A 19,084-nucleotide genomic window follows, 5' to 3' on the forward strand; every position below is an offset into this window, starting at 1 on the left:
ACGAAAAGGCATGTCCCGCCGGCCCCAGGGCCGGCGAGCCGCAGAACAGAAAGGGTGCGTGACGTGACCACCGCCCAGACCCAGGAGCTCGACGTACAGCCGACGCCTCTCGCCCTCCTGTTGCTCGGCCGCGAGGCCGACCCGAGGAGCGAACGGGGCGTCGAGTGCCCCGGTGACCTGCCGTCGCCGTCCGACCCGGACCTGGTGGAGCGCGCCCGCGCGGCCAAGGAGAAGCTCGGGGACAAGGTCTTCGTGCTCGGCCACCACTACCAGCGCGACGAGGTCATCCAGTTCGCCGATGTCACGGGCGACTCCTTCAAGCTGGCGCGAGACGCCGCGGCCCGCCCGGAGGCGGAGTACATCGTCTTCTGCGGTGTGCACTTCATGGCCGAGTCGGCGGACATCCTCACGTCCAACGACCAGAAGGTGGTGCTGCCGGACCTGGCCGCCGGATGCTCCATGGCGGACATGGCGACGGCCGAGCAGGTCGCCGAGTGCTGGGACGTGCTGACCGAGGCGGGCGTCGCCGAGCAGGTCGTGCCGGTCTCGTACATGAACTCCTCCGCCGACATCAAGGCGTTCACGGGCAAGCACGGCGGCACCATCTGCACGTCGTCGAACGCCAAGCGGGCCCTGGAGTGGGCGTTCCAGCAGGGAGAGAAGGTCCTGTTCCTGCCGGACCAGCACCTGGGCCGCAACACCGCGGTGCGGGACATGGGGATGTCGCTGGACGACTGCGTCGTCTACAACCCGCACAAGCCGAACGGCGGGCTCACCGCCGAGGAACTGCGCGCCGCGAAGATGATCCTGTGGCGCGGCCACTGCTCGGTGCACGGCCGCTTCAGCCTCGACTCGGTCAACGACGTACGGGAGCGGATCCCCGGCGTGAACGTGCTGGTTCACCCCGAGTGCAAGCACGAGGTCGTCGCCGCCGCGGACTACGTCGGTTCGACGGAGTACATCATCAAGGCGCTCGAGGCGGCGCCGGCCGGCTCCAAGTGGGCCATCGGTACGGAGCTGAACCTCGTACGCCGGCTGGCCAACCGTTTCGCGCCGGAGGGCAAGGAGATCGTCTTCCTCGACAAGACGGTGTGCTTCTGCTCGACGATGAACCGCATCGACCTGCCGCACCTGGTGTGGACGCTCGAGTCGCTGGCCGAGGGCAACCTGGTCAACCGCATCGAGGTGGACAAGGAGACCGAGGCCTTCGCCAAGCTGGCGCTGGAGCGGATGCTGGCCCTGCCGTAGCGCTTACCGCTGGGTTGTGGCGGGGTTCTGCGCCATAGCGCTTACCGCTGGGTTGTGGCGGGGTTCTGCGCCGTTCCCCGCGCCCCCATCAAGGTGCGGGCTCTTGTGGCCGGTCCGTGAATGGTGAGGCCCGGCCCGCATTGATGTGCGGGCCGGGCCTCTGTCATACCCGGGTGGCTACACCCCCGCGGGCTCCGGTTCCTCGGACTCCGCCGGCTCGACGGCGGTCCCCGCCTTCTTCGCCCGCTTCGCCGCCTTCTTCTTCGCGCGGCGCTCCTTGCGGAGCTCCAGCATCGCGTAGAGGGTCGGGACCAGCAGGAGGGTCAGCAGGGTCGAGGTGATCAGACCGCCGATCACCACCACCGCGAGCGGCTGGGCGATGAAGCCGCCCTCGCCCGTGACGCCCAGGGCCATCGGCAGCAGCGCGAAGATGGTGGCCATGGCCGTCATCAGGATCGGGCGCAGACGGTGGCGTCCGCCCTCGACCACGGCCTCCACAACGCCGTACCCCTGCCTGCGGTACTGGTTGATGAGGTCGATCAGCACGATCGCGTTCGTCACCACGATGCCGATCAGCATCAGCATGCCGATCATCGCCGGGACACCCATCGGGGTGCCCGTGGCGATCAGCAGACCGATCGCGCCGGTCCCCGCGAACGGGATGGAGACCAGCAGGATCAGCGGCTGGGCCAGGCTGCGGAACGTCGCGACCAGCAGCATGAACACGATCGCCACCGCGGCCAGCATCGCCAGACCCAGGTTCTTGAACGCGTCGCTCTGGTCGGACGAGACACCGCCGATCTCCGCCGTCGCGCCCGCGGGCAGCTTCAGGGCCTTGATCTTCGACTGGAGGTCCGCGCTCACCGCGCCCGTGTTGTCACCGGTCGGGCGCGCCGTGATCGTCGCGGCCCGCTGACCGTCGATACGGGTCATGGACACCGGACCGTCCACGAGTTCCACCGTTGCGATGTCGCTCAGCTTCACCTCGCCCAGCCGGAGGTTCTTCAGCTGGTCCAGGGTCTGCGCCGGCTTCGCCGCCCTGATGACGACGTCCCGTTCGGTGTCGTCCAGGACCGCCTTGCCGGCGGTGGTGCCCTTGACCGCCTCGGCGACGGCCGCGCCGAGCGTCTGGTCGTTGAAACCGGCCGCGGCCGCACGGGAGTTGGCCTTGACCGAGATACGCGGCACGCTCTGCGCCAGATCGCTCGAGACGTCGGTGACGTCCTTGAGCTTCGCCACCTCCGCGCGGACCTGCTCGGACGCCTTGCGCAGCACGTCCCCGTCGGCCGCCTTCACGACCACGCTCAGGTCCTGGCTGCCGAAGCCGTCGCCCGCCGAGACGGTCGTCGTACCGATCCCGGACAGCCGTGCCAGCCCGTCCTCGATACCGCTCTGGACGTCCGCGTACTTCGCCGAGCCGTCCAGCATGACCGTGTACGAGGCCTGGTTGGTATCGGTGCCGCCACCGAACGCCGCCATGAAGCCCGACGAGCCGATCGTGACCTGGTAGTCCTTGACGCCCTTGACCCCGGCGATCATCTTCTCGACCTTCTTGGCCTGCTCGTCCGTGGCCGCGAGGCTTGTGCCCGGCTTCAACTTCTGCTTGACCGTGAGGACTTCCTGCTCGCCCTGGTCGAAGAAGTTGGTCTTCAGCAGAGGCGCCATGCCGAAGCTCCCGACCAGCACGACCACCGCGATCGCCACGCTGGTGATGCGGCGGCGGGTCGCGAAACGCAGCACCGGCACGTAGAAGCGCTGCAGCCGGCTCTTCGCCTCCTTCTCCTCCGCCACGCGGCGCGCCTCGGCGGCGTCCTCGGCCCCGATCTTCGGGGCACGCAGGAACCAGTACGACAGCACGGGAACGACCGTCAGCGACACCAGAAGCGAGGCCAGCAGGGCCGCCGTCACGGTGAGGGAGAACGGGCCGAACAGCTCGCCCACCATCCCGCCGACCAGGCCGATGGGCAGGAAGACCGCCACCGTCGTCAGCGTGGACGAGGTCACCGCTCCGGACACCTCGCGGACCGCGGTGAGGATGGCCGACCGGCGCTCCTCCCCGTAGCCGAGGTGCCGCTTGATGTTCTCGAGGACCACGATCGAGTCGTCGACGACACGGCCGATGGCGATGGTCAGCGCGCCGAGCGTGAGCACGTTCAGCGACACGTCGCGCGTCCACAGAACGATCAGGGCCAGGACCACCGACAGCGGGATCGAGACCGCCGTGACGAGGGTCGAGCGGACCGACGCCAGGAAGACGAGGATCACCAGGACCGCGAAGAGCAGACCCAGCGCGCCCTCGGTCGTCAGACCGTGGATGGACTTGGAGACCGCCGGGCCCTGGTCACTGACCACGGTGATCGCGGCGCCGGAACCGAGCTGCTTGCGCAGGTCCGGCAGCTTGTCCTTGACCGCGTTGGAGATGGCTACCGCGCTGCCGTCGTGGTCCATGGTGACGGCCACGGCGAGGCTCGGCTTGCCGTCCGTGCGGGTGATGGAGTCGGCGGTGGCCTCCTGCTGCTCGACCGTGGCCACGTCACCGAGGCGCACGGGCTTCTGGCCGGGAGCGCCCGCGACCATCAGGTCCTCGATCTGCTGGAGCGAGGTGAAGCCTCCGCCGACCTGGACCGTGCGGTTGCTGCCGTTCTCGTCGAAGGAGCCCGCGGGGACCGTGGCGCCGCCCGCCTGCAGGGCCTGGCCGAGCGTGGCCGCGGTCAGCCCGGCCCGGGCGAGCTTCGCGTCGTCGGGTGTGACGGTGACCTGGAGGTCCCGTACGCCGTTGACGGTCACCTGGCCGACGCCGGAGATGTCCTTCAGAGCGGGTACGACGGTCTTGTCGAGTTGGTCGGACAGGGCCTGCTGGTCCTTGTCCGAGGTGACGGCCAGGACGACGGCGGGGATGTCGTCCGTCGAACCGGCGATGACCTGCGGGTCGACCGAGTCCGGGAGCTGGACCCGGGCCCGGTTCACGGCCTGCTGGACATCGGCGACGAGCTGCTTGGCGTCGTTGCCGTAGTCGAAGGACGCCATGAGGACGGCGTTGCCCTCGCTCGCCGTGGAGGTGACGCCCTTGATGCCGTCGACGGCCTTGAGATTGTTCTCGATCGGCTCGACGACCTGCTTTTCGACCACGTCGGGGGACGCCCCCTGGTACGGCGCCAGGACGGACACGACGGGAAGGTTGATGGTGGGCAGGAGTTGCTGTTTGAGCTGCGGGATCGCGATCGCCCCGAAGACGAGCGCGACGATGGACATCAGCGCTATCAGGGCCCGTTGCGCGAGGCTGAATCGTGACAGCCAGGACATGGGTCGGCGGTCTCTCTCTGTGGCTGAGCGGAAGGACGGGCGCAGAGGAGCGCCCAACCCCCTACACCCTGCACCATCGGACGATGCGCTTCCGTCGCCCCCAGGTCCATTTCCTTACGGCGCGCCTACTGCGACCGCAGTACGGCCGGAAGAGCGGCACTCCACCCGTGGACTCACCGGGCCGCGGCCCGCTCACTCCGACCTCGGACGCACCAGCCCCGACTCGTAGGCGATGACCACCAGTTGTGCCCGGTCGCGCGCGCCCAGCTTGGCCATGGCCCGGTTGACGTGTGTCTTGACCGTCAGCGGGCTGACCTCGAGGCGTTCGGCGATCTCGTCGTTGGAGTGGCCGCCCGCCACCTGGACGAGCACCTCGCGCTCGCGCCCGGTGAGCGTGTCCAGCCGGTCCGAGCGGGCCGCGTCGCGCCCGTCGTCGCCGTCGCCCTGGGCGAGGAAGCGGGCGATGAGCCCCTTGGTGGCGGCGGGCGACAGCAGCGCCTCGCCGCCGTTCGCGACCCGGATGGCGTTCAGCAGTTCCTCGGGCTCGGAGCCCTTGCCGAGGAATCCGGACGCCCCGGCGCGCAGCGACTGCACGACGTAGTCGTCGACCTCGAAAGTCGTCAGGATGACCACGCGGACGTCGGCGAGGGCTGGATCGGCGCTGATCAGGCGGGTGGCGGCCAGACCGTCCGTGCCGGGCATCCGGATGTCCATCAGGACCACGTCGGCGCGCCGCTCCTTGGCCAGCCGGACCGCCTCGGCGCCGTCGGACGCCTCGCCCACCACCTCCATGTCCGGCTCCGAGTCGACCAGCACGCGAAAGGCGCTGCGCAGCAGCGCCTGGTCGTCGGCGAGCAGGACACGGATGGTCATACGGGCCCTCCCTGGACGGCGGTCATGCGCTCTCCCCTGCCGCGGTCGTCACCTAATTCCTGACCGGCAGCATCGCATGGACCCGGAAGCCCCCTCCGTAGCGGGGACCGGCGGTGAGGGCGCCGCCGAGCGCGGTGACACGCTCGCGCATACCGAGCAGCCCGTGCCCGCCGTGGCCGTCGTCGGGTGCGGCGTCCTCGCCGGTGCCGTCGTCGAGGACCGTGATCTCCATGTTCTGTCCCACGCGGACGACGCTGACCTCGGCCTTCGCCTCGTGGCCCGCGTGCTTCTGCACATTGGTGAGGGCCTCTTGGATGACGCGGTAGGCGGCCAGGTCGACGGCGGCGGGCAGAGCGGCGCCGTGGTCGGCGCGGGCGACCTCGACGGGGAGGCCCGCGTGGCGGAAGGTGTCGGCGAGATCCTCGAGGCGGGCGAGGCCGGGGGCGGGCTCGGTCGGGGCCTCGGGGTCGCCCGACTGTCTGAGCAGCCCCACGGTGGCCCGTAGTTCGTTGAGCGCCGAGCGGCTGGCCTCGCGGACGTGGGCGAGGGCCTCCCGTGCCTGGTCGGGCCGTTTGTCCATGACGTGAGCGGCGACCCCGGCCTGCACATTGACCAGGGCGATGTGGTGGGCGACGACGTCGTGCAGGTCGCGGGCGATGCGCAGCCGCTCCTCGGCGACCCGGCGCCGGGCCTCCTCCTCACGGGTCCGCTCGGCCCGCTCGGCGCGCTCCCTGATGGCGTGCACGAAGGCGCGACGGCTGCGCACGGCGTCGCCGGCGGCCGCGGCCATGCCCGTCCAGGCGAAGAGGCCGAGGTTCTCCTGGGCGTACCAGGGCAGCGGGCCGGCGTGCATGGCGGCGCCCGTCAGCACAGTCATGGTGAGCAGCCCGACACGCCAGGTGGTGGGGCGATCGGTGGTGGAGGCGACGGTGTAGAGAGCCACCACGGCGGACATGGCGACGGGGGCGCGAGGGTCGGCGGTGACGAGTTCCACGAGGGAGAGGGCGGCCGTCGCGGCGAGGACCGCCATGGGGTTGCGGCGGCGCAGCACCAGGGCTCCCGCGGAGAGCACCATGAGCGTGAGGCTGAGGGCGGCCGGGGTGTGGGCGGACCAGGTGGGGCCGGTCTCGCCGTGGGGGTCCACGAAGGAACCGGCCACCATGCAGACGAGGACGCCGAGGGCGAGGAGGGCGTCCACGGCGAGCGGATGGGCGCGGAGGCCGTCCCAGGTACGTTCCAGGGTGCTCACCTCAGCAAAGGTACGGGGCGGAACGGGTGCCGTGCGGTGGCCGGAACGGGGCCCGGAAACGGGCTCGGCCTCCGAGGGCCGCCGCCCCGGGCGCCGCTTCGGCCTGAACGGCCTCGTCCTCAAGCGCCGGCCGGCCGAGTCGCCTCAGCCGGCCGGTGCCACGCACAGGACCCGGGGGCACGCTTGCCCTCCGGGGGCTGCCGCCCCGAGCCCCCGCTTCGGCCCGAACGGCCTCGTCCGCTTGCTCAGCCCGGGATCAGGCCGTCCTCGTTCAGCATTTTGCGGACCTCCGCGAGGCTCGCGTCCGGTGACGGCAGGATCAGTTCCGACGGTTCCAGGGAGTCGTCGGGCAGCGGGGTGCCAAGACGGCGGACCTCGTCCAGGAGGGCGTGCAGAGTGCGGCGGAAGCCCTGTTCGTCACCGCTCTCCATCTCCCGGAGCAGTTCGTCGTCCAGCTTGTTGAGCTCGGTGAAGTGGTTGTCGTCCAGCTTCACCTGCCCCTCCCCCATGATCCGTACGATCATGTCGCCCTCCTCAGGCGTGGGACCGGTGGTAGCGGGTCACTGCTTGTCGAAGCGCGGGGTGTCCTGGGGCTGGGACTGGTTCTGGCCCTGTCCCGTGCCGCCCTCGATGGCCTGCTGCTGCGAGGAGCCGCCGGCCAGCTCCGCCTTCATGCGCTGCAGTTCCAGCTCCACGTCAGTACCGCCGGAGAGCCGGTCCAGTTCCGCCTGGATGTCGTCCTTGGCCATGCCGGAGGGGTCGTCCAGGGCACCGGAGGCCAGGAGCTCGTCGATCGCGCCGGCGCGGGCCTGGAGCTGCGCGGTCTTGTCCTCGGCCCGCTGGATGGCCAGACCGACGTCGCCCATCTCCTCGGAGATGCCGGAGAAGGCCTCGCCGATGCGGGTCTGGGCCTGGGCGGCCGTGTACGTGGCCTTGATGGTCTCCTTCTTCGTGCGGAAGGCGTCCACCTTGGCCTGGAGGCGCTGGGCCGCGAGCGTGAGCTTCTCCTCCTCGCCCTGCAGGGTCTGGTGCTGGCTCTCCAGATCCGTCACCTGCTGCTGGAGCGCGGCGCGCCGGGACAGGGCCTCGCGCGCCAGGTCCTCGCGGCCGAGGGCGAGCGCCTTGCGCCCCTGGTCCTCGAGCTTGGTGGACTGACTCTGCAGCTGGTTGAGCTGCAGCTCCAGGCGCTTGCGGCTGGTCGCCACGTCCGCGACGCCGCGCCGCACCTTCTGCAGCAGCTCCAGCTGCTTCTGGTACGAGTAATCGAGGGTCTCGCGCGGGTCCTCGGCCCGGTCCAGGGCCTTGTTCGCCTTCGCGCGGAAGATCATCCCCATACGCTTCATGACACCGCTCATGGGCTTCGCGCGCCCCCTTCTGACGGACTCCAGCTCACAGATCTGCGACAGAACCCACAGTACGGGCCCTGCCTCCATTACCGCACTGTCCGGGGACGGATGCGGTCATCCCCAAGGACGACTGCTTACCTTTCCCGGTCCGGCGTAGGGAGTAGTGGTCCCCCGAGGTTACGTACGGGGTGACTCCTGGATTCCCTCGGCCGCCTTTCGGGAGAACGTCGGCTGTCTTCCTTTTGAGGCCCCTCTGTCCCAGTACAGACGACCGGTGTTGCCGGATCGTTCCCCGGGGGGCTGGGGTCCATGCGGGTGTACCCCGTACCCTTGGGTTTTGTGTTCCGTAGCCGTGCCAAGGATGAGAAGGCCCCCGCCGACAAGGCGCCGGTGACCGACTCCAAGCAGACCCGTGACCCGCAGGCCCCGAAGGGCAGGCCCACGCCCAAGCGCAGTGAGGCCCAGTCCCAGCGGCGCAGCGTCGCCAACACGCCGACGACGCGCAAGGACGCCGCCAAGCGGCAGCGCGACGAGCGGCGCGCCGCCATGGAGCGGCAGCGCCAGGCTCTGGCCGGTGGCGACGAGCGCTACCTGCCGGCGCGAGACAGGGGTCCGGTCCGCAAGTTCGCGCGCGACTTCGTCGACGCCCGCTTCAACGTCGCCGAGTTCTTCCTGCCATTGGCCGTGGTCATCCTCGTGCTGAGCGTGGTGCGGGTGGCGTCGCTGCAGAACATCGCGCTGCTGCTGTGGCTCATCGTGATCGTCCTGATCGTGATCGACTCGATCTTCTCCGCCATCCGGCTGAGGAAGCGGCTCGCCGAACGCTTCAGCGGCCAGAACACGCGGGGCGCCGTCCCCTACGCGCTGATGCGCTCCCTCCAGATGCGCCGCCTCCGGCTGCCCAAGCCACAGGTCAAGCGCGGAGAGCGGCCCTGAGCGCCGATTCCTTCTCGGGGCGGGCGGCTGATGCCTGGCTGAGCAAGCTGGGCGGACTGCGCGACGTCGTACGCCAGGAGCTGGTGGCCCGGCAGCTGGACGAGCAGATAGCCGGGCGGTTCCCGGTCGGACAGCGGCTGCGGGTGCTGGACGTGGGCATGGGCCAGGGCACCCAGGCGCTACGCCTGGCCCGCGCCGGGCACCGGATCACAGGGCTCGAGCAGGATCCAAAGATGATCTCCGTGGCCCGCGAGGCCCTGTCCGGCGAACCGGAGGGCATCCGGGAGCGCGTGCGGATCATCGAGGGCGACGGCCGGGACACCGGGGTGCACTTCCTGCCGGGCAGCTTCGACCTGGTGCTGTGTCACGGGGTGCTCATGTACGTCGAGGAGCCCGATGCGCTGGTGGCGGGGCTGGCCCGGATGCTCGCGCCCGGTGGCCTGCTGTCGCTGCTCGTGCGCAACGGGAACGCGCTGGCGATGCGGCCGGGGCTGTCCGGTGACTGGGCGGAGGCGCTGGTCGCGTTCGACGCGGCGACCTACCGGAACCGGCTCGGGCTCGATGCGCGCGCGGACCGGCTGGAGACGCTGACCGCCACGCTCGCGGGCATCGGAGCGCCGCTGCACGCCTGGTACGGGGTGCGGGTCTTCACCGACACCGCGCCGGACGAGGCCCAGCTGCCCCCCGATGCCGAGACGCTGCTGGCGGTGGAGGAACGGGCCGGCAGGACGGACCCCTATCGAGGGGTCGCCGCGTTGCTGCATCTGTGCGGAGTGCGGGGCTGAGGACGGCTCGGGGCACCGCCGCCGTGGCCGGGCACCGCCGTTCGGGCGTATCGAGGAAGCGGAACGACCGCCCCGAATCGAGACTCGGGACATGGACCCTTCCCGTACCCGTGTCCTCCGGCGGCCGTCGGCGCCGCTCCTGATCTGCGCTCTGGTGCTCCTGCTCGGCGGCTGTACCGGGTCCGGCCCGGCGGCCAGGAGGGAGACCCCGGCGAGCCCGGCGACCACTCGCGCCTCGGCGGGTGACGACCTGGAGCAGGAATACCAGAGGGTCATCAAGGACGTGCTGCCGTCCGTCGTGCAGATCCAGGCCGGCAACTCGCTGGGGTCCGGGGTGGTGTACGACGACAAAGGGCACATCGTCACCAACGCCCATGTGGTCGGGAACGAGAAGACGTTCCAGGTGACCACGGCCAACAGCGAGGCCACGCACACGGCGTCCCTCGTGTACTCGTACCCGGCGCAGGATCTCGCCGTCGTCAAACTGGACAAGGTGCCGGCCGGGCTGAAGGCGGCCGTCTTCGGGGACTCGGCCAAGGTCGAGGTGGGGCAGATCGTGCTCGCCATGGGCTCGCCGCTCGGTCTGTCCTCGAGCGTGACGCAGGGGATCGTGTCGGCGACCGGACGGACCGTCAGTGAGGGAACGTCGGAAAGCGGTGGCACGGGCGCCACCATCGCGAACATGGTGCAGACCTCGGCGGCGATCAACCCGGGCAACAGCGGTGGCGCGCTCGTCGACCTGAACAGCCAGGTCATCGGCATCCCCACGCTCGCCGCGATCGATCCCGATCTGGGAGGCGGCGCGGCGCCCGGGATCGGATTCGCCATCCCGGCCTCCACGGTGAAGGCGATCGCCGACCAGATCATCAAGAGCGGCCGGGTGACCACCTCGGGGCGGGCCGCGCTCGGCATCACCGGCCGCACGGTGGTGAACGGCGGCCTGCGGCCGGTCGGAGTCGCGGTGGTCGATGTCAAGAGCGGCGGGCCGGCCGACAAGGCGGGGCTCCGGAGCGGGGACATCATCACCGGGTTGGGTGACACGGCGATCACCACGATCACGTCCCTCGCCGAAGCGCTCGCCGGTGACCGGCCGGGGCAGACGACGACGATCACGTACTCGCGGAACGGAAACCGGAAGACGACCGACATCACCCTCGGCGAGCAGTAGCGGCCCCGGGCGAGGACCGTGCGGCCCTCGCCCGGGCGGCTACGCCTCGCTCACGGCCCGTCCGCCGGCCGGGTGCCTCACTCGGCGTGCAGACTCATCGGCCCGTAGATCTCCGTCGTGTCCTCGAACAGCCGTACCTGGTCGGCGCCGCCGTCGCGCAGGTCCCGCCAGTGCTCCCCGATCCAGGACTCGGCATCCCCCTGGGTGGTGAACTCCTCGGGCACGACCGCGGGCTGCACCTCCGCCCCGTCGGCCTTTTCGAACCGCCACGTCCATGCCGCCATGTACGCCTCCCAGATATGAGCACATGCAGAGCAGAGGCCGGATCTTGGTCCGGCTGCTGCCATGAGCCTAGCCGGACGCGCAACACCTGCGACGACCCGGGAAAATCGGGTGCGTGGAAGTGACGCTGCTCGGTACCGGTGCCCCCGCGGGACTGCCCCGCCCCGACTGTCCCTGCGCGGCCTGCGCGCGTGCGCTGGGTCCTGAGGCCCGCGCGGCTACCGCGGTGCTCGTGGACGGGACGCTGCTGCTGGATCTGACGCCGGGTGCGGCGTTCGCCGCCGCGCGCGCCGGGCAGTCGCTGTCGGGGGTCCGCCAGGTGCTGCTGACGCACCCTCACGAGGGGCCGCCCATCGAGGTGGCCGCGGGCCTGCCGCAGCCGGTACGGGTGCCGGACGGGCGGGAGTTGGCCCTGCTGACCGGGCACCGGGTGCGGGCCCTCGCGATGGACTCGCCGGGTACCGGCTACGTGGTGACCGGCCCGGAAGGGCTGCGGCTGCTGTATCTGCCGCCGGGAGCGGCGCCGGCCGGCCTCGGGGAGCCGGCGGAGTCGTACGACATGGTGATCGCCGATGCCGTGGGACGGCCGGACGCGCTGGCGAAGCTGCGGGCGGTGGGGGCCCTCGGCCCGGCCACAGACGTCGTCGCCGTCCATCTCGACCATGACGTGCCGCCGGGTGCGGAGCAGCGACGGCGGCTCGCGGCGGCAGGAGCACGGGCGGTGCCGGACGGGACCACGCTGGCCGTCGGCGCCTACGAGGACGTGCCGGAGGTGCCGCAGCGCACGCTCGTGCTGGGCGGGGCGCGCTCGGGCAAGTCGGTGGAGGCCGAGCGGCGCCTCGAGGCGTTCCCCGACGTGCTGTACGTGGCCACGGGCGGCTCACGGAACGGGGACACGGAGTGGGCGGCGCGGGTGGCCGCACATCGCGAGCGGCGGCCGGGGTCCTGGCGCACCGCCGAGACCTGCGACCTTGTGCCGCTGCTCAAGGACGAGGGGCCTCCGCTGCTGATCGACTGCCTGTCGCTGTGGCTGACCGACGCGATGGACACGGTGAACGCCTGGGACGACGCGGAGTGGGCGGGCGGTGGTGAACGGGCGCTGCGGGCGCGCGTCAGGGAGCTCACGAGGGCGGTGCGGGAGACCCGCCGGACGGTCGTCGCCGTCACGAACGAGGTCGGCTCCGGCATCGTTCCGTCGACCGCGTCCGGCCGCCGCTACCGCGACGAACTCGGCCGTCTGAACGCGGCGTTCGCGGGCGAGTGCGAGCATGTGCTGCTGATCGTGGCCGGGCAGGCGCTGACGCTACGCGGGTGAGGCGCCGCTGCGCGCGATGATCCGGTAAGCGTTGGAGAAGCGGGTGCGCCGCAGCAGCGGGGCCAGCGCGTGGTCCAGGACCGTGGCCGTCGCCATCAGCGGTGCGGTGACCCCGACCAGGGCCGTGCGCAGCGTGCTCTCGACGCGCGACGGCGGTTCGGCCCGCCACGGGGCGTCCGCCGCCGGCACGACACGGGCCAGGGCCAGCGCCAGGGCGCCCGCGATGTCGTACGGGGTGTGCGGCTCACGGCGGTCCGTGGCGACGATCGCGCAGCCCAGCGCCTCCAGTTCGGTCAGCAGGTTGGCGGCCGGCATCAGATGCAGATGGCGCGGCCAGCCGTACGGCACCCACCACTTTCCGAGGAGGGTGCCGAACGCGCTCTGGGGGTCGGGGACTTCGAGGAGCAGATGGCCGCCGGGGCGCAGCATGGTCAGGGCGGCGCGCAGTTCGGCACGCGGATCAGGGGTGTGCTCCAGATGGTGGAACATGCTGACGACGTCGTAGCGGGAACGCAGGCGTGCCAGCATCCGCGGATCGGTGAGGTGCCCGCGGTGGGCCTCCTCGACGCGGCCGGCGGCCCGCGCCTGCTCGACGCGCCCGCTGGGGTCGAGGCCGTCGAAGGACGTGTACGGATGGACCTCCTTGGCCGCTTCTGGGAAGTGGCCAAGGCCCGTGCCGACGTCGAGCCAGCTCTCCGGCTCCGGGAAGGGCAGCATGGCGCGGGCCGCGGCCCGGTGGCGGCCCGCGCTGCCGCGGGCGGTGAGCAGACGGTCGGCGAGTCCGTCGAGTCCGGGGTGGCCGCCGTGGAAGTCGCGGTGATGGAAGGCGAGCCCCACGGCGGTCAGCCGGGGGTTCTGGAAGGCGTGGCCGCAGTCCCGGCACTCGTCGACGACGAACGTGCCCGGCTCGCACCGCACGGGGTCCGGGGTGCGCAGCCGGGTGTGCAGCCGCACCGAACCGCACCACGGGCAGTCCTCGCGGCGCGGCTCGTGCAACCGCTCGGTCCCCCGGACGAGTTCACCGGCGGACTCGGCACCGGACTCGGCGGCCGGCTGCGGGGTGGCGGGCATGGGCGGCTCCTGTGGGCGGCGTGGACGGCGTACGGCTGTGGCGACGCGAGAGGCCACGCGGGCCCACGACATTACGCCTCTAAACGGTACGTACGGGATACCACTCAGGGACGCAATGACGTGCCGTCGACGTGGCGCCTCCGCGTTCGATCGCTGCCGGTACTGTTCGGCCAATGAGCTCGCTTAATCTCGACGACTTCACCGATCTGATCGAGCGCCCCGACGGCGGGGTCCGCCGCGACGCGGAGGCGCGCCGGGAGCGCCAGATCGTGCCGCCCGGGGCGCTGGGCCGCCTCGACGAACTGGGTGAGTGGCTGGCGGCGGCGCAGTCCGCCGTACCGGTGCGGCCGATCGAGCGACCGCGCGTGGTGCTGTTCGCGGGCGACCACGGGATCGCCACGCTCGGCGTGTCCGCACGCCCCGCCGGCAGCGCGGACCAGTTGGTGCGGGCGGTGCTGGAGGGCGGCAGCCCGGCGTCGATCCTGGCGCGGCAGCTGAACGTGCCCGTGCGCGTGGTCGACATGGCACTCGACTGCGAGCCTGACGAACTGCCGGCCGAGGTCGTACGGCACCGGGTGCGGCGCGGCAGCGGGCGCATCGACGTCGAGGACGCGCTGACGCCCGAGGAGGCGGAGGCGGCGTTCCGGGCGGGGGTCGCGGTCGCGGACGAGGAGGCGGACGCCGGTACCGATCTGGTGGTCCTCGGCGATGTGAGCGTCGGCGGGACGACCCCGGCGGCCGTGCTGGTCGCCGCGCTGTGCGGGACGGACGCGTCGGTGGTGACCGGGCGCGGGGGCCTCCCCATCGACGACCTGGCCTGGATGCGCAAGTGCGCCGCCGTGCGCGACGCGCTGCGGCGGGCCCGGCCGGTGCTGGGCGACCAATTGCAGCTGCTGGCGACGGTGGGCGGTGCCGATCTGGCCGCGATGACGGGCTTCCTGCTCCAATGTGCCGCGCGCAAGACCCCGGTGATCCTGGACGGGGTCGTCTCGGCGGCGTGCGCGCTGGTCGCCCAGCGGGTCGCGTTCCGGGCGCCGGACTGGTGGCTGGCCGGGCAGAACAGCGGGGAGCCGGCACAGGCGAAGGCGCTGGACCGGATGGCGCTCGAGCCGCTGCTCGACCACGGTGTGACGGTCGGCGAGGGCACCGGCGCACTGCTGGCGCTGCCGCTGGTCCAGGCGGCCGCGGCACTGTCGGCGGAGCTTCCGGTCGAGCCGGAGCAGACCGACGGCGACGAGGACCAGGAGTAGAAGAAGGCCGGTCCTCCCACTCGCGACCGGCGCATTCCGGCTCGTACCGATCCCCCACGCACCCGCAGGCGCCCCATATCATCACCCTTCATGGGAGATGCCCGTTTTCATGCGGAACAGGAACGCACGGTTCGGCCGGGGGACGGGGCGCGGCGGTCCGGTCCGGCCTCCCGGCGGGCCGCCGCGTTCGCCGTCTGGTATCTGCGCGCCGTCACCTTCATCAACTTCCTCTCCGCCGTGTGGGTCTCTCTCGGGCAGGACGTGCGGCGGCACAACCAGCAGAACTTCTTCACTCCGTACCTGCTGACCGCCGGTTTCGCCTCCGGCGTGTTCACGATGTTCCTCGCCGTCACCATGCGCCGGCGCAAGCGGGCGGCGTGGATCCTCAACCTCGCGCTCAGCGGGCCGTTCCTGCTGCTGTTCGCCTTCTCCATGGCCTTCCCGGAGATCCGCCAGTACGCGCAGAACTGGGTCTCGCTGGTGCTCACGACGGCCTTCGTGGGCTCGCTGCTCGCCGGACGGCGGGAGTTCTACGCCAAGGGCGACCGGTCCAACCCCCGGCTCGCCGCCGTGGTCGCCGTCGGCGGCCTGCTCGCCTCCTCGCTGCTCGCCGCCCTGCTGGTCACCGTCACCAACACCGCGCACGAGGCCCCTCGTTCGACCTTCCTGGAACGGTGGCGCTACGGCACCCTGCGGCTGGTCTCCGTCTCCGTCGACGGCACGCACTACCCGGGCATCTCCCCGCCCAACTGGGTCAACGTCGCCATCAACGTCTGCAGCACGCTGCTGGTCCTCGCCGTCCTGTACGCCGCCTTCCGCTCCCGGCGCGCCGTCGACGCGATCAGCGAGGACGACGAGAAGCGACTGCGGGTGCTGCTCGACCGGCACGGTGACCGCGACTCGCTCGGCTACTTCGCCCTGCGCCGGGAGAAAAGCGTGATCTGGTCGCCCACCGGCAAGGCGGCGGTCGCCTATCGCGTCGTCGGCGGGGTCTCGCTCGCCTCCGGCGACCCGATCGGCGACCCGGAGGCATGGCCCGGCGCCATCGAGCCCTGGCTCGCCGAGGCACGTGAGCACGGCTGGATCCCCGCCGTGATGGGCGCGAGCGAGGAGGCGGGGACCGTGTACGCGCGGCACGGAATGGACGCGCTCGAACTCGGTGACGAAGCGATCGTGGACGTCGCCGAGTTCACCCTCGAAGGACGCGCCATGCGCACCGTCCGCCAGGCCTACAACCGCGTGAAGCGGGCCGGTTACACGGTCCGCATCCGGCGCCACGCGGACATCCCCGCCGACGAGATGGCGTTCCTGCTGAAGAAGGCCGACGACTGGCGGGACGGGGCCACCGAGCGCGGGTTCAGCATGGCCCTGGGACGGCTCGGCGACCCCGAGGACGGGCAGTGCGTGATGATCGAGTGCACGGACAGCCGAGCCGGCGAAGGGGCGGGCGAGTTGCGCGCCCTGCTGTCCTTCGTGCCGTGGGGGCCGCACGGTCTCTCGCTCGACCTGATGCGGCGTGACCGGGACTCCGAGAACGGGCTGATGGAGTTCATGGTCATCGAACTGCTGCAACGCGCCCGGGAGATCGGGATCACCCAGGTATCGCTCAACTTCGCCATGTTCCGTTCCGTCTTCGAACGTGGTGCTCGCCTTGGTGCGGGACCGGTGCTGCGACTGTGGCGTTCGCTGCTCAGCTTCTTCTCACGCTGGTGGCAGATCGAGTCGCTGTACCGGGCCAACGCCAAGTACCGGCCCATCTGGGAGCCCCGGTTCCTGCTCTTCGAGAAGAGCGCGGACCTGCTGCGCATCGGCCTGGCCTCAGCCCGCGCCGAGGGGTTCCTGGAGGCTCCGGGACTGCCGAAGTGGGTGCACCGCAAGCACCTGCAGTCACACCGATGAGAGGCGCCGGACAGATGAGGACCGCCGGATGAACGCCCTCGCCCGCCTGGCCCGGGCCGAGTGGGGACTGCTGTACGCGACCGTGCGGCAGGCCCTCGCGCGGCGGCGCCTGCGGGCCATCCCGATGACCTGGGCGGCCGTGTGCCTGACGTCCCTGCTGCAGTTCGTGCAGAACCAGCCGTGGGGCTTCGGGCTCGTGCAGGGCATCGGGTCCGTGCGGGCCGAGGATCCGCTGTGGGTGGCCCTGCTGCGGACTCCGTCCTCGCTCTTCGTCCCGGCCCTCGACCTGCCGGTCTGGGGCGCCCTGCTGCAGATCCTCATCGTGTTCGGGTTCGCCGAGATCTGCCTGGGCTGGTGGCGCACGCTCGGCATCGCGTACGTCGCCACACTGGCCGGCACGCTGTACGCGCGCGTGGGTATCGCCCTCGGTCCGCACCATCCGCTGGGGCTGCCCGCGGCGAACGCCCGGGTCGTCGACACCGGTCCGTCCGCGGCGGTGATCGGGCTCGCCCTCTTCCTGTGCTGGCGCTACCGCGCGCACATCACGTCGGGGGCGGTGATCGCGGCGATGACCGCGGAGCTCGTGGTGAAGGACAACCTGGCGGGCAAGGAGCACATCGCCGCGATCGGCGCGGTCCTGACGCTGTGCGGGCTGTCGGCGCTGCGTTCAGGGACGGCGGCCGGGCAGCCGGGCCGGCTGCGGATCGGGTTTGCCGCCGATCCAGTCCTGCAGTCTGCGGCTCGGAGCGGTCCAACGACGGTCGTGGCGGTACGCCCGCAGCCCGGCCCTGGCCCGGGTGTGCGGCCGCCGGCGGTAGAACCGCCTCGCCCATGGCGAGCCTGGTCGGGCCAGGCGGACGGCGCCGACCAGAGCGACCACCGGGACGATCACCCCGAAGATCGCGGTGCGGGCCTTGCCCTTGCTCAGGGCCAGCAGAGAGAGAAGGAAGTTCACACCCACGGTCACGATGACGGTGCCGCGGTCCTGCAGCTCGTCCTGGGAGAGGTTGTCGACACCGAACGGCACGAAGCCGGCGAGGACCAGGGCGACCAAGGCCGCGGTGACCACGACGACCTCGACGCTCTGACGACCCTGCTCGGTCCAGTAGACGTCCGCCAGGTGGAGGATCAGCGCGAACTCGTCCAGGACGAGGCCCGCGCCCACGCCGAAGACGACCGCGAAGAGGCCGGAGCCCGGCCCCTGGCGGCTGGCCACGGCACCGAAGCCGCCGACGACGGTCAGCACGACACCGGGCACGACATGGTGGATGTGCAGCCCACCCGCCTCGACGTTGCCGAACGGTCCCTTGCCGGCGCGGATGAGGCGGGTGACGGTGCGGGTGATCACGAAGGTCAGCACAAAGGCGCTCAGCGCCAGCAGCAGGGGTAGTTTGCCCGGCTCAAGGATGTTGCGCTGCAGCCAGTGGCCCATGGGTGCAGTGTGCCCGCGGGCCCGCACCGCCGCCTGCTTGCGCGAGGCCGGGGGGTGACGCCTACTCTGCGCCGGTGCTCAAGATCCCGCCGCTCCACGGCCTCCGCTTCGCCTTCGGTACTCTCACCGTCCTGCCCGTCCGGGTGACGCGCTGGGACCGGGACGCCGCACGCGGCGGAATGGTGTGGGCGTCCCTCGTCGGACTCGTGGTCGGCGCGCTCGCCGGGCTGCTCGGCGCTGTGCTGGCCGTCGCGGGGGCCGGTTCGCTGCTCGCCGCCGTCTCCGCCGCCGCCGTACCGGCCGTGCTCACCCGGGGACTCCATCTGGACGGGCTCGCCGACACCGCCGACGGACTGGGCAGCGGGAAGCCCGCCGAGGAGGCGCAGCGGATCATGAAGCAGTCGGACATCGGACCGTTCGGTGTGGTCACGCTGGTCTTCGCCCTGCTGGCCCAGGTGGCGGCCCTCGCCGACGCGTACAGCGGCTCCTGGGCGCGGGGGGCGCTGGCCGCCGTCGTCTCGGCGACCGCCGCCCGGCTGGCGCTCACGCTGGCCGCGCGCCGCGGGATACCAGCGGCGCGGCCGGAAGGCCTGGGCGCCGCGGTCGCGGGAGTGGTCCCGGCCGGCGGCGCGCTGGCGATGGCCCTCGCCGTCACCGCCGCGGCGGCCGCCGGGGGTGCGCTGTGGGGGGCGGGCGGCGCCGTCCGTACGGCGGCCGCCGTGCTCCTTGCCGTGGCCGCCTCGGAGTTGCTGCTGCGGCACTGCGTCCGTCGCTTCGGCGGCGTGACGGGCGATGTGTTCGGCGGGCTCGCGGAGACCGCGGCGACGACCGCGCTGGTGGTGCTGGCCCTGGGGTGACCTCCCCCGCCCGCCCCGCGGAGCCGCCGCCCGCGGAGCCGGCCTCGGGGGCCTCCGCGCGGACGGTGCG

Annotated in this window: 16 protein-coding genes; 8 read left to right on the plus strand and 8 right to left on the minus strand. The window is 71.6% G+C overall.

Features of this window, described 5'->3' with window-relative positions; genetic code table 11:
- The first annotated feature begins 63 nt into the window (after nucleotides 1-63).
- Nucleotides 64-1,248, plus strand: coding sequence for a quinolinate synthase NadA (nadA, locus tag ACWDA7_RS00110; protein ID WP_450601937.1), 1,185 nt, complete (start codon nucleotides 64-66; stop codon nucleotides 1,246-1,248).
- Nucleotides 1,249-1,425: 177 nt separating this feature from the next.
- On the opposite strand, the gene ACWDA7_RS00115 is transcribed toward nadA, so the two are convergent.
- The 5 genes from ACWDA7_RS00115 to ACWDA7_RS00135 all read right to left on the minus strand — a co-directional run bounded on the left by ACWDA7_RS00115 (nucleotide 1,426) and on the right by ACWDA7_RS00135 (nucleotide 8,028).
- On the minus strand, nucleotides 1,426-4,551 hold the full coding sequence (locus tag ACWDA7_RS00115; protein ID WP_450601938.1) for an efflux RND transporter permease subunit: 3,126 nt from the start codon (nucleotides 4,549-4,551) through the stop codon (nucleotides 1,426-1,428).
- 192 nt (nucleotides 4,552-4,743) lie between these two features.
- A complete protein-coding gene (locus ACWDA7_RS00120; protein ID WP_450601939.1) occupies nucleotides 4,744-5,424 on the minus strand; it encodes a response regulator in 681 nt (226 codons plus the stop codon).
- 52 nt (nucleotides 5,425-5,476) lie between these two features.
- Nucleotides 5,477-6,673 (minus strand): sensor histidine kinase, encoded by a 1,197-nt coding sequence (locus ACWDA7_RS00125; protein WP_450601940.1) that lies wholly within the window; start codon nucleotides 6,671-6,673, stop codon nucleotides 5,477-5,479.
- A gap of 245 nt (nucleotides 6,674-6,918) precedes the next feature.
- Nucleotides 6,919-7,197 (minus strand): PspA-associated protein PspAA, encoded by a 279-nt coding sequence (pspAA, locus tag ACWDA7_RS00130; RefSeq protein WP_359388942.1) that lies wholly within the window; start codon nucleotides 7,195-7,197, stop codon nucleotides 6,919-6,921.
- 36 nt (nucleotides 7,198-7,233) lie between these two features.
- Nucleotides 7,234-8,028, minus strand: a complete 795-nt coding sequence (locus ACWDA7_RS00135; RefSeq protein ID WP_359388939.1) for a PspA/IM30 family protein — start codon at nucleotides 8,026-8,028, stop codon at nucleotides 7,234-7,236.
- A gap of 300 nt (nucleotides 8,029-8,328) precedes the next feature.
- Between ACWDA7_RS00135 and ACWDA7_RS00140 the strand changes: the two genes are divergently transcribed.
- The 3 genes from ACWDA7_RS00140 to ACWDA7_RS00150 all read left to right on the plus strand — a co-directional run bounded on the left by ACWDA7_RS00140 (nucleotide 8,329) and on the right by ACWDA7_RS00150 (nucleotide 10,908).
- Complete coding sequence (locus ACWDA7_RS00140; RefSeq protein WP_359388936.1) at nucleotides 8,329-8,955, plus strand: DUF3043 domain-containing protein; 627 nt, start codon at nucleotides 8,329-8,331, stop codon at nucleotides 8,953-8,955.
- 83 nt (nucleotides 8,956-9,038) lie between these two features.
- Nucleotides 9,039-9,740 carry a class I SAM-dependent methyltransferase gene (locus ACWDA7_RS00145; RefSeq protein ID WP_450601941.1) on the plus strand — a complete coding sequence of 234 codons (702 nt, stop codon included), beginning with the start codon at nucleotides 9,039-9,041 and terminating at the stop codon, nucleotides 9,738-9,740.
- Between the two features lie 91 nt (nucleotides 9,741-9,831).
- Entirely contained in the window at nucleotides 9,832-10,908 is a 1,077-nt protein-coding gene (locus ACWDA7_RS00150; protein ID WP_450601942.1) for a S1C family serine protease, read from the plus strand.
- 77 nt (nucleotides 10,909-10,985) lie between these two features.
- On the opposite strand, the gene ACWDA7_RS00155 is transcribed toward ACWDA7_RS00150, so the two are convergent.
- Entirely contained in the window at nucleotides 10,986-11,192 is a 207-nt protein-coding gene (locus tag ACWDA7_RS00155; protein ID WP_450601943.1) for a hypothetical protein, read from the minus strand.
- A 113-nt stretch (nucleotides 11,193-11,305) separates the two neighbouring features.
- Between ACWDA7_RS00155 and ACWDA7_RS00160 the strand changes: the two genes are divergently transcribed.
- On the plus strand, nucleotides 11,306-12,505 hold the full coding sequence (locus ACWDA7_RS00160; protein WP_450601944.1) for a bifunctional adenosylcobinamide kinase/adenosylcobinamide-phosphate guanylyltransferase: 1,200 nt from the start codon (nucleotides 11,306-11,308) through the stop codon (nucleotides 12,503-12,505).
- Here the strand turns inward: ACWDA7_RS00160 and ACWDA7_RS00165 are convergent.
- The gene (locus tag ACWDA7_RS00165; RefSeq protein WP_450601945.1) at nucleotides 12,494-13,576 is read right to left on the minus strand and encodes a class I SAM-dependent methyltransferase; all 1,083 of its coding nucleotides are present in this window, start codon (nucleotides 13,574-13,576) and stop codon (nucleotides 12,494-12,496) included. The genes ACWDA7_RS00160 and ACWDA7_RS00165 overlap by 12 nt on opposite strands.
- A gap of 173 nt (nucleotides 13,577-13,749) precedes the next feature.
- Here ACWDA7_RS00165 and cobT point away from each other — a divergent pair, with 173 nt between their 5' ends.
- A complete protein-coding gene (gene cobT / locus ACWDA7_RS00170; RefSeq protein WP_450601946.1) occupies nucleotides 13,750-14,826 on the plus strand; it encodes a nicotinate-nucleotide--dimethylbenzimidazole phosphoribosyltransferase in 1,077 nt (358 codons plus the stop codon).
- A gap of 90 nt (nucleotides 14,827-14,916) precedes the next feature.
- On the plus strand, nucleotides 14,917-16,725 hold the full coding sequence (locus ACWDA7_RS00175; protein ID WP_450601947.1) for a phosphatidylglycerol lysyltransferase domain-containing protein: 1,809 nt from the start codon (nucleotides 14,917-14,919) through the stop codon (nucleotides 16,723-16,725).
- 667 nt (nucleotides 16,726-17,392) lie between these two features.
- Here the strand turns inward: ACWDA7_RS00175 and ACWDA7_RS00180 are convergent.
- A complete protein-coding gene (locus ACWDA7_RS00180) occupies nucleotides 17,393-18,157 on the minus strand; it encodes a hypothetical protein (RefSeq protein WP_450601948.1) in 765 nt (254 codons plus the stop codon).
- 74 nt (nucleotides 18,158-18,231) lie between these two features.
- Between ACWDA7_RS00180 and ACWDA7_RS00185 the strand changes: the two genes are divergently transcribed.
- Nucleotides 18,232-19,014, plus strand: a complete 783-nt coding sequence (locus ACWDA7_RS00185) for an adenosylcobinamide-GDP ribazoletransferase (protein WP_450601949.1) — start codon at nucleotides 18,232-18,234, stop codon at nucleotides 19,012-19,014.
- Nucleotides 19,015-19,084 lie beyond the last annotated feature (70 nt).

The organism is Streptomyces sp. NPDC001156 (assembly GCF_053598275.1).